At 65.5% G+C, this 6,356-nt stretch carries 8 protein-coding genes, 1 tRNA gene, 2 rRNA genes and 1 pseudogene; 6 read left to right on the forward strand and 6 right to left on the reverse strand.

Translation table 11 applies throughout. The features are described 5' to 3' along the window. The 4 genes from VH569_RS35020 to VH569_RS35035 form a co-directional block, all read left to right on the forward strand. Positions 1-293, forward strand: a 23S ribosomal RNA gene (locus VH569_RS35020); the annotation flags it as partial. Between the two features lie 148 nt (positions 294-441). Further along, positions 442-557: ribosomal RNA gene (gene rrf / locus VH569_RS35025) — 5S ribosomal RNA — on the forward strand. Positions 558-639: 82 nt separating this feature from the next. Further along, positions 640-716: transfer RNA gene (locus VH569_RS35030), tRNA-Met, on the forward strand. A 152-nt stretch (positions 717-868) separates the two neighbouring features. Continuing rightward, positions 869-1,177 carry a hypothetical protein gene (locus tag VH569_RS35035; protein WP_423321861.1) on the forward strand — a complete coding sequence of 103 codons (309 nt, stop codon included), beginning with the start codon at positions 869-871 and terminating at the stop codon, positions 1,175-1,177. A gap of 70 nt (positions 1,178-1,247) precedes the next feature. Here VH569_RS35035 and VH569_RS35040 read toward each other — a convergent pair whose 3' ends face one another. The 4 genes from VH569_RS35040 to VH569_RS35055 form a co-directional block, all read right to left on the reverse strand. Next, positions 1,248-1,919: a recombinase family protein gene (locus VH569_RS35040; RefSeq protein ID WP_423321863.1), complete on the reverse strand. Its 672-nt coding sequence runs from the start codon at positions 1,917-1,919 to the stop codon at positions 1,248-1,250. Next, complete coding sequence (locus VH569_RS35045) at positions 1,916-2,233, reverse strand: recombinase family protein (protein WP_423321865.1); 318 nt, start codon at positions 2,231-2,233, stop codon at positions 1,916-1,918. The genes VH569_RS35040 and VH569_RS35045 overlap by 4 nt, the downstream gene beginning before the upstream one ends. Next, on the reverse strand, positions 2,230-2,490 hold the full coding sequence (locus VH569_RS35050; protein ID WP_423321867.1) for a hypothetical protein: 261 nt from the start codon (positions 2,488-2,490) through the stop codon (positions 2,230-2,232). The genes VH569_RS35045 and VH569_RS35050 overlap by 4 nt, the downstream gene beginning before the upstream one ends. Before the next feature lie 81 nt (positions 2,491-2,571). Beyond that, positions 2,572-3,465: a hypothetical protein gene (locus VH569_RS35055; RefSeq protein WP_423321869.1), complete on the reverse strand. Its 894-nt coding sequence runs from the start codon at positions 3,463-3,465 to the stop codon at positions 2,572-2,574. Between the two features lie 687 nt (positions 3,466-4,152). Here VH569_RS35055 and VH569_RS35060 point away from each other — a divergent pair. Together VH569_RS35060 and VH569_RS35065 are read left to right on the forward strand one after the other, a co-directional pair. Continuing rightward, a complete protein-coding gene (locus tag VH569_RS35060) occupies positions 4,153-4,458 on the forward strand; it encodes a hypothetical protein (protein WP_423321870.1) in 306 nt (101 codons plus the stop codon). Positions 4,459-4,556: 98 nt separating this feature from the next. Continuing rightward, positions 4,557-4,913, forward strand: coding sequence for a hypothetical protein (locus VH569_RS35065; RefSeq protein ID WP_423321872.1), 357 nt, complete (start codon positions 4,557-4,559; stop codon positions 4,911-4,913). Positions 4,914-4,940: 27 nt separating this feature from the next. Here the strand turns inward: VH569_RS35065 and VH569_RS35070 are convergent. Next, positions 4,941-6,120 (reverse strand): IS3 family transposase gene (locus VH569_RS35070; protein ID WP_423321874.1). Its coding sequence is split into 2 segments (ribosomal slippage): positions 4,941-5,829 and positions 5,828-6,120, totalling 1,182 coding nucleotides; the frame shifts between segments, so codons are not numbered across the junction. Positions 6,121-6,230: 110 nt separating this feature from the next. Beyond that, a pseudogene (locus VH569_RS35075) lies at positions 6,231-6,356 on the reverse strand (IS5/IS1182 family transposase); the annotation flags it as partial.

Consider the following 6,356-nt stretch of genomic DNA (forward strand, 5'->3'; position numbering starts at 1 on the left):
GTGAGACAGTTCGGTCCCTATCTGCCGTGGGTGTCGGAGTTTTGCGAGGATCTGTCCCTAGTACGAGAGGACCGGGATGGACATACCTCTGGTGCACCGGTTGTCACGCCAGTGGCATGGCCGGGTAGCTAAGTATGGACGGGATAACCGCTGAAAGCATCTAAGCGGGAAACCCACCTCTAAACCAGAGCTCCCTTGAGAGCCGTGACAGACCATCACGTCGATAGGAGGCATGTGGACCGGCAGCAATGCCTGAAGCTAAGCCTTACTAATCGCTCGATCGGCTTGATCTCGACACCACTAACCGCGCCATGCGCAGCAGCAAGCCTGCTCMAAAGCAGTGCTTGACCAGCGCATCGCCGTTCGATACATCCTCGACMTCACTTGCACGAACAAGCATACAGCGCTTTCGGTAACAGCGTCGGTCTTGTGCCTCGGTGACCTGGTGGTCATGGCGAGGTGTCAAACACCCGATCCCATCCCGAACTCGGCCGTGAAAAGCCTCCGCGCCAATGGTACTGCGTCTTAAGACGTGGGAGAGTAGGTCGCCGCCAGGTCGCTCAGGCACATGAGACGCTTCAATCCAAAGCACGCACGCTTGCATCTTCACGAAGTCCATCGCCCCACATAACAGACATCCGCGGGGTGGAGCAGCCCGGTAGCTCGTCAGGCTCATAACCTGAAGGCCGCAGGTTCAAATCCTGCCCCCGCAACCACCGACAGTTGACAGCCCGCCTCCAACGAGGCGGGCTGTCGGCGTTTCGGGTCCACCTCGGCGCACGCCTCCAGGATCGCCAGCAGGTCGCCATGAAGCTGCGCCTCCAGCCCGGCGCCCGAGGGGCAGGGGGACAGCACGACACGGTCGACCATGGACCGGATCATCTCCATCGCGGCCATCCCCTCGTCGCCGTCGCCGAGCACGGACTCGAGCTCCGCGATCTTCCGCCTGTACAGCTCCGGCAGGTTGGCTGGCAGCAGCATCTCCGGCGCCTCCGTCCCCAGGGCGCCGATCTCGGCGGCGAGCGTGGCGCGCTCGGCCTCCAGGGCGGACAGCCGCTCCTTCAGGGCCGGGCTGTACATCCCGTTCTCCACTGCCTCCAGGATCGACGCGATCTTCCGGTCGATGCCCGCGAGAGCGCGCTCCTGGTCGCCGCGCCGGTTCCGCGCCTCGGCCTGATCACGCCGTTGCGCCACGACCATTTCCTCAATAAAGGCGGCGACCACGTCGGCGCCGAGCAGGCGTTCCTTCATCCCGGCAAGAACACGGCCCTCGATCGCTTGCCGGCTGATGGTGCGGTCGTTCGGGCAGGTGCCGGAATTCCGGTGCCCTGCTCATCCCGACCGATCTCGGTGGCAACCGCCTCCTGTCGCACCTTGACGCGGTTCCACAGAACGTCGTCGATGATGCGCAGTTCGGGGACTTCGACAATCTCCCGCATTTCCTGAGGGTTGATGCGGGCGACGCGCTTGCCGGTGCCCGGAGCCTTCACAAACTCGCAACGTCCCCATTCCAGAACGCCGGCATAGTTGGCGTTGTTGAGGATACCGGTTCCGCGGGCGACCTGTCCGCGGATCGTGGTATCGACCCATTTTCTCCTCCTGGGGCCAGGAACGTTCTCATCGTTCAACAGGCGCGCAATGGCGCGGGGACTCATACCGTCGGCGTACAGCGTGAAGATGCGGTGGACAACGGCGGCTTCGTCCGCATTGATGCGGCGATACCCGCCACCTGCCTTGTCGCCGTCGACGACGTCGTATCCATAGGCTTTGCCGCCGGGAATACGTCCCTCCCTGGCCAAGCCAAGATGGCTGCGTCGGGTCTTCTGACCGATCTCCCTGAACTGCATCTGTGCCATCATGCCCATAATGGCGACGTGGATCGTGCTGATCTCGCCGAAGTCCGGCGTGTACAGCTTCACATTGTAGAAGCTAAGGCGGTCATAGAGATCCGTGGTGTCCGAAGCCGTCGACCCAGACGGTCGACGGCTTCGGACACCACGACATCGAAGCGGCGGCGCCCGGCGTCATCCACCAGCTTCAGAAAGCCCGGGCGGTGCCGGGAGGCGCCGCTGATCGCGGCGTCCGTGTAGGTATCGACAACCTCCCAGCCCTGCTCGACGGCGTAACGCCGGCACAGCTCGATCTGGTCGGCGATCGATTCCTGGCGCTGCTTGTCGGTCGAGTAGCGGGCGTAGATGACGGTCCGACGGCGGGGGTGGTGGAGGACGGTCATCGCAGGGCCTTCAGGGAGAACGCGATCAGGGCGGCGAGAAGAACAAGGGCAAGGCCGGCAGCAAACGTCATGAAGCCGGCCTGGGACGGCCGCCGGCGCATCTCATGGCGCGCCAGAATGCGGGCCAATCCGAGCAGCTTCTCGAGCGGAACGGTCCGCTGCTCCTGCTGGGGCGGCTGGACAGTGGGCGCCGTCGTCGCGGCGGTGGAGTCGGTGGTGTGGGGCACGGGTGGAAAGTCCATGGTGGGAGCGGCCATGACGATATGGTCCGATGGTGGCAAAAGTGGAAACACAGCGGCAGATCGGCGTCGCCGACGCCAACCCGATCATCGGTGCGGTCAGGGATCGGGCGGCGCGGCCATGGCCGGCAGCCCCAACGAGCCCTGCTTGGCGGGCTTCACCTTGCCACCGGCTTCACGATGGGCGGATGCCGCGAGCGTCGCCGCCAACGGTTCCAGGACCTCCAGCCGCCCTCGCAGGCGGGCGTTCTCGCGGCGCGCTTCGTCCAGCGCCTGTTCCACCTGATGCTTGTCGGTCAGTTCCGAACGCAGCTGGTCGAGCTGCGGCGAGGAGCGCAGGAGGGCAGCCTTTTCTTCCGACAGAAGGCGGTTCACGGTCTCCACAGCGGCTTGCGCGTCCGCCGCCTGCCGCTGCCAATCCTTGATCTCCGCGGACATCCGGGTCAGCGCCGCGTCCTGTTGGGCGACCTTCACCGCCAGCTGGTTGCGGTCTTCCGCGATCCGATCATGCTCCTGCGCCAAATCCTCGTAGCCCTGCTCCTGTTCAGCGATCTCAGCCGTCAGAGCGTGAAGTTCGTTTCGGCAAGCCGTGCTTTCACTCTGCAGGGCTGCCAGCGCGGTGGCGTGCTGTTCCGCGGCGAGGCGCCTCTCCTCCTGCCGCAGGGCGTCCATCGACGCGATGAAGGCCGTCAAGGCGCCGTCGATGGCGCACCGCATCTGCTCGGCCGCGGCGCAGGACTGGACGTCAACCGGCCCTCCTGCGAACGCATCGCGCGACGCGCTGACCGCGCCCTTCTGAATGACGAGGAGGTGAGGGGTGGTCTTCCTGATGTCATGGATGAAGCGGGATACGTCGCGCAGGGAACCCCCGCCAATCTCGGCGCGGATCCGGCGGTATGATGGATAGGCGTGGTCCTTCGACACGATCTTGCTGACGGCTTCCGAGACGGACTCGTGCGTGATCAGGGGATGGGTGGGCTGGGAGCAGGACATCCAGAACCTCTGCGAGGACTATAGTTTCGGCGGCCGTGCCGTCGGCCGGCTGAGTATCTGGATGAGTTGCGATGTCAGGAAAGGGCTGCGGCGATGGAATCTTGACGGTTCCGGGCCAAGCCGGCCGATGGTGAGGTGATACCGCGGTAGCGCTACCGGGTGGCGGCACCTGATACCGGCGTTACCGTCGCCATCCACGTCGATCTTACCCCTCCGTCTGCGGGCCGCTCGGGTCCACCATTTCACCCAAGCGGCACAGAAAATTGCCCGGCACCCGATGCGGCGGGGCGGAACCCTCCATACGCTTCCTTCCGAACCAGGATGCCCGGGCGTCGGACCTCCGGCCCTCGCCACGGGCATCCTTGAGCGAAGAAGTGTGCAGTTAGGCGTTGCGGCAGGCCGCAACGCCTCCGGGGCCGGCCAGGGCCGGTTGCCGGATCGACGACGGCGGGGAGGTGCCGATGCCATGGCCGACCTGGGATACTTTCGCATTGAACAGGGCATGCTCTCCCACGCCGCCGGCGCTAAGGCCGGAGCGTCGGCGGCCTACCAGTTCGGTGGCCGGTTCCGCACCGTCATCGCAGCGGCCGCTTACCAAGCTGGAGTCGGTCTGACCATCGGTGCCGACCTGCGGGACGCGTGGGCGGCGACTGGCATGACCGCGCCTTGTGGAGCGGAATACACGCGATGGTGCTCGACTACCTGGAGACCCGCGACGCGGAACGGAAAGAACGCGCGCCCGAACCGGCCACCATCGGGATTGCCGTTCCTGAGGCAAGCGACAGGATGTCGACGGCGTCGGAACCGACGATGGAAGCGGCGCGGCTGCGGGAAGAACTGGACGCTGCCACGCGGAGCGTCACGACCATCGCTGCGGCGACCGGGCAGGCGCAACCGGATGCCGCGGCTTCTCTGGCCGACGGCATCGTCACCGTCGCCCTGCAGCCTCTCCAGCCGTCCAAGCCCCCAATCCGTGACGAGTATGTGAGGTGACAGGCAGCGGTCGGAGCGCGTCGGCGTTGCGTCCACCCGGTGCGGCGGCTGCCCTGCGGGCCGCCACACCGGGCGGTCGCAACTCAGGACGACCCGTGATGATGATGACCACCCCAGTTCGGAGCGGTGCAGCCCTGGCCGCGTGCATTGAAGACGACGCGATCATCCGTGTGCTTCCGGCGGAACAGAGCGCGGCGACCATGAAGTTCGTGGACTGGCTTCAGGAAACCCTGCAGCGCTGGGCCTGCGGTCAGCGCGGCGCCGCCGACCGTCGGAAACTCGACATGATCGTCCAGGCAGCGGCGGCGATGAACTACCAGCTTACCCTGTCGGTGCAGGACATCTTCGACATCGTGGAAGACCTCGACGCGGCTCTCGCTGCCGGCATGGTTCTGCTCCCGGGATTCGATCGGCCGGTCATCCGTGTCCATCTCTTGAGCAAGGGCGCTGCGTGATCTTGCCCTGGTTCGGTGGACACGGGTTCACGCAGATCTTAGCTCGGCCTGTTCAGGGGTGATGTATCCGATGGCCGAGTGAGCGCGTTGGCGATCGTAGTAGGTTTCGATGTAGGCGAACACCTCCCGGCGCGCCTGGTCGCGGGTTTCGAACCGAGTACGATGGACCAACTCGACCTTGAGAGTGTGGAAGAAGCTCTCCATGGGAGCATTATTGTAGCAGCAGCCCTTGCGCGACATGGATTGCCGCATCCCGGCCGCCTGCAACAGGTCCCGGTAATTCCGGGAGGCATACTGACTGCCGCGGTCGGAATGCTGGATGAGGCCCACCGGCGGCCTTTGGCGCTGGATGGCCATGACCAGGGCCGAGGTGGCGAGTTCGGCGCGCATATGGTCGCGCATCGCCCAGCCAACGATCTTCCGGGTCGCCAAGTCAAGGACAGCCGCCAGATACAGCCAGCCTTCAGCGGTGGGCAGCCAGGTGATGTCGGCAAGCCAGACCCGGTTGGGCTCGGCCACCAGGAAGGCCTGGCCCAGCAGATCGGGAGCGACTGGCAGGCCATGGCGGCTGTTGGTCGTGACGGGCCGGAACCGGCGTGAGGCTGCGCCCCGGATGCCGTGCCGGCGCATCAGACGCGCCACCCGGCCCCGGCTGGCGGCGACGCCCTCCGCGCGGAGGGCTGCATGCACGCGCGGGCTGCCATAGCGGCCATGGTGGCGACCATGAACGCGTCGGACCTCGACCAGAAGCTGTCGGTTGGCAGCGGCCCGCTGGCTTTCCGGCCGCCCACGCCACGCGTAGTAACCGCTGGAGGACACCCCGAGCACCGAGCACATAAGCCGGGTCGGGAACTCGTCCCGGTGGTCCTCGATGAAGCGGAACCTCATCTCGGTGCTTCCGAGAAGATGCTGATGGCTTTTTTAAAATGTCGCGTTCCTGCCGGGCGCACTCCAACCCGCGTCGCAGCCGCCCGATCTCCGCCGTCTGCTTGTCCGGCTTGGCCAACATGGCGGTGCCGGATACGGCAGGGGCGCCAGACCGTGAGCGCGGCGGGTGGCCTTGGGCTACCCGCCGCCAGTTCCGCAGCACCGAGGCCTGGAGGCCCAACTCCCGCGCCACATGCTCCAGTGGCCGGCCGCTCGCTTCCAGCAGGGCAACGGCCTCACGCTTGAACTCGTCCGTGAAGGATCGCCTCGTCTTCGTCATCAGACACCTTCCCGCTCCACTCGAAGCTTAGCTGTGGTGTCCACCGAACCAGGGCAAGATCAGACTGCTTCATCACAAGAAGCATGTACGAAGTCTGTGGCTTAGAGCGCCTAACAGAACCATCTCTGGACGAAACGCCAGCAGATGAGGCTGGCGGCGATGTGGTGGAAAGCGGTGAAGATGTCGGCGCGCCGTTCGTAGCGGACGGCGATGCGACGGAAACGGGCAAACCAAGC

The sequence above is a fragment of the Azospirillum sp. 11R-A genome (assembly GCF_049472615.1).
GTDB classification, from domain to species: domain Bacteria; phylum Pseudomonadota; class Alphaproteobacteria; order Azospirillales; family Azospirillaceae; genus Azospirillum; species Azospirillum palustre.

Bases quoted from the DNA above. Each gene is read 5' to 3' on its own strand.
- VH569_RS35035 (WP_423321861.1), top strand. From the start codon at position 869: ATGGACCGGATCATCTCCATCGCGGCCATCCCCTCGTCGCCGTCGCCG.
- VH569_RS35045 (WP_423321865.1), bottom strand. From the start codon at position 2,233: ATGACCGTCCTCCACCACCCCCGCCGTCGGACCGTCATCTACGCCCGC.
- VH569_RS35050 (WP_423321867.1), bottom strand. From the start codon at position 2,490: ATGGCCGCTCCCACCATGGACTTTCCACCCGTGCCCCACACCACCGAC.
- VH569_RS35055 (WP_423321869.1), bottom strand. From the start codon at position 3,465: ATGTCCTGCTCCCAGCCCACCCATCCCCTGATCACGCACGAGTCCGTC.
- VH569_RS35060 (WP_423321870.1), top strand. From the start codon at position 4,153: ATGGTGCTCGACTACCTGGAGACCCGCGACGCGGAACGGAAAGAACGC.
- VH569_RS35065 (WP_423321872.1), top strand. From the start codon at position 4,557: ATGATGATGACCACCCCAGTTCGGAGCGGTGCAGCCCTGGCCGCGTGC.